Here is a 3,252-nt window from a genome sequence, read left to right on the forward strand (position 1 = left end):
CGCGACATGGTCGGCCAGCTGCAGTCGAGCGTGCTGACCGCGATCACGCTCGTGATGATCGTCGTGCTTGCGGCGCTCGGCTTCCGCTCGGCGATCCTGGTGGGGCTGTCGATCCCGGCCTCGTTCCTGCTCAGCTTCGGGCTGATGGGGGCGCTCGGCATGGGCATCAACAACATGACCATGTTCGGCCTGATCCTCGCGGTCGGCATGCTTGTGGACGGCGCCATCGTGGTGGTGGAATACGCCGACAAGCGCATCGCCGAGGGCACCGGGCCGATGACCGCCTATGGCGAGGCAGCCCGGCGCATGTTCTGGCCGATCGTCTCCTCGACCGCGACGACGCTGTGCGCCTTCCTGCCGATGCTGTTCTGGCCCGGAATGCCGGGCGAGTTCATGGGCGAGCTGCCGGTGACGCTGATCTTCGTGCTCAGCGCCTCGCTGATCGTCGCGCTGATCTTCCTGCCGGTGGTGGGCGGCGTGGTCGGCCGGCTGAGCCGCTCCTTCGGCCGGGCGAGGGCCGCGATCACCGGCGGCTCGGCCGAGCCGCCACCGCCCGAACCCTACCGGCGCGGCTGGTTCGGGCGGCTGGTAGGACGCATCGTCCTGAACCCTTTTGGCCCGTTCCTTGCGCTCGCGGCCTCGGCGGCGGTGATCGCGGGTATCGTCGCGTTCTACATGGCGCACAACAACGGCGTCGAATTCTTCGTCAAGACGGACCCCGAGCGCGCTATCGTTTACGTTCGCGCCCGTGGCAACCTCAGCCTCGACCAGCGCGACCGCATGGTCCGCGCCGCGGAGCAGGTCGTGATGGGGGTGAAGGGGGTCAAGTCCGTCTTCTCCTTCACCGGCGGCGACGGCCTGGCGCAGGGGCGCAGCCAGGAGGGCCCGCCAGACGCCATCGGTCAGGTGCAGGTCGAGCTCGCGCCCTGGTACGAGCGCGGCCCCGGCGAGAAAATCCTGGCCGAAATCAACCGTCGGCTGGCGGCCATCCCCGGCGTGCGCGCCGAGATCCTGCGCCAGCAGGATGGCCCGCACCGGGGCAAGCCGATCCAGCTTGAGCTGCGCTCGAACGACTGGCAGGCGCTGAACCGGGCCGCGGCGACGGCGCGGGCGCATTTCGATGCGACGCCCGGCCTCGTCAACGTCGACGACACGCGCCCGCTGCCGGGCATCGACTGGCGTGTCTCGGTGGACCGGGCCGCGGCCGGCCGCTTCGGCGCCGACGTGGCCAGCATCGGCCCAATCGTGCAGGCCGTGACGCGGGGGGCGCTGATCGACACCTACCGCCCCAGCGACTCGGACCAGGAGCTCGACATCCGCGTGCGCTTCCCCAAGCAGGACCGGCTCATCTCGACCCTGCGCGAGATCCGCGTTCCAACCAAGAAGGGCCTGGTGCCGCTCAGCAACTTCGTCACCGTCAAGGCGGCGCCGAAGCTGGCCGAGATCACGCGGCGCGACGGCCAGCGCTATTTCCTGGTGCGCGCCGACGTGGCCGACGGAGTCTCCGACGTGACCAAGATCACCGATCTGGAGCACTGGATCGCCAAGGCGCACCCGTTCCCGCCCTCGGTGCGGGCCAGCTTCACCGGCGACCGCCAGGAGCAGCTGCAGAGCCAGCAATTCCTGGTCAAGGCCTTTGCCGGCGCGCTGGGGCTGATGTTCGTCATCCTGCTGGCGCAGTTCAACTCGTTCTACAACACCATGCTGGTGCTGACCGCGGTGGTGATGTCGGTCGCGGGCGTGATGGTCGGCATGCTGGTGATGGACCAGAAGTTCTCGATCATCATGACCGGTACGGGCATCGTGGCGCTCGCCGGGATCGTGGTGAACAACAACATCGTGCTGATCGACACCTTCCAGGAGCTGGTGCGCCGCATGGACCCGCTCGAGGCCATCGTGCAGACGGCCGAGCAGCGCATCCGCCCGGTTCTGCTCACCACCATCACCACCATGGCGGGGCTGACGCCGATGATGTTCGCGGCCAGCCTCGACTTCGCCAATGGCGGCATCAGCTATGGCGCGCCGACCGCGGTGTGGTGGACCCAGCTTGCCACCGCCGTGGTCTTCGGCCTGGGCTTCGCCACCGTGCTGACCCTGGTCGTCACCCCCGCGGCGCTGGCCGCGCGGGTGTGGACCGTGCGCGGCGTGCTGCGGGTGTCCGATGCGGCCAGCTATGCCGTGCTGCGCCTGCTGCGCGGGCGCGCAGCCGCCGACGATTGGGCCGAGAAGCGCCGCGCCAGGCGCGCGCTCGAGCGGGAGCTGTCCGCCGACGACTGGGCCGAGCGGCAGGCGGCCCGGCGCAAGGGCCTGATCCGCGCGGCCGAATAGCCTGCGCCCTTGCGCCGCGCCGCAGTCGGGCTATGACCGATAGGGCGCCGCGGGGGGCGGCGCGGGCCCCTGGGGGAGCACCTTGAGCCTGTTCGTGTTTGCCGCGGTGCTGGGCGCGGCGCTGATGCATGCCAGCTGGAACGCCATCGTCAAGACGGGTCTCGACCGCTTCTCGGCGATCGTCCTGATGACGGCGGCCCAGGGCACGATCGGCCTGTGCCTGATGCCGGTCTTTGCGCTGCCCGCGGCCGCCGCCTGGCCCTGGCTGGTCGCCTCGGCGCTCCTGCACATGTGCTACAAGCTCTTCCTGATCCAGGCCTACGAGCACGGCGACCTCAGCCAAGTCTACCCGGTGGCGCGCGGCACCGCGCCCTTGATCGTGCTGCTGGTGGGCGCGGTCTTCCTCGGCGAGGATCTCGGCTGGGCGCAGACGCTCGCGGTGGTCTCGATCGGGCTTGGCATCATCCTGATGGCGCTGCGCCGACAGCGCCTCGACCGCATGGCCCCGAAGGCGCTGGCCTTCGCGCTGGGCACCGCCTGCTTCACGGCCAGCTACTCGCTGGTCGACGGCGTCGGCGCCCGGCTCGCCGGCACGGCCTCGGGCTACACGATGTGGCTGTTCGCCGGCGATGCGCTGGGAATCACCGCCTACGCGCTGGTCACGCGCGGCTTTGGCGTCTTCGGCCGCCTTGCCCCGGCCTGGCGCAGCGGCGTCACCGCCGGCACGCTGTCGCTCGCCGCCTACTGGATCGTGATCTGGGCCTTCACGCTGGCGCCGCTGGCCCTCGTCGCGGCGCTGCGCGAGACCAGCGTGCTCTTCGCCATGCTGATCGGCGTCTTCCTGCTCGGTGAGAAGGCGGGCGCGATCCGCTGGGTCTCGGGCGCGCTGATCCTGACCGGCGTCGTGCTCATGCGGCTGTGAGC

2 protein-coding genes are annotated in these 3,252 nt (G+C 70.3%); both read left to right on the top strand.

The features are described 5' to 3' along the window. The coding region (locus tag AC32QD_RS12850) for an efflux RND transporter permease subunit (protein ID WP_492010904.1) at positions 1–2,328 on the top strand (2,328 nt) is incomplete at its 5' end. An 82-nt stretch (positions 2,329–2,410) separates the two neighbouring features. After that, positions 2,411–3,250 (top strand): EamA family transporter, encoded by an 840-nt coding sequence (locus tag AC32QD_RS12855; protein WP_492010905.1) that lies wholly within the window; start codon positions 2,411–2,413, stop codon positions 3,248–3,250. Positions 3,251–3,252 lie beyond the last annotated feature (2 nt).

The sequence above is a fragment of the Thermohalobaculum sp. genome, from assembly GCF_058622915.1.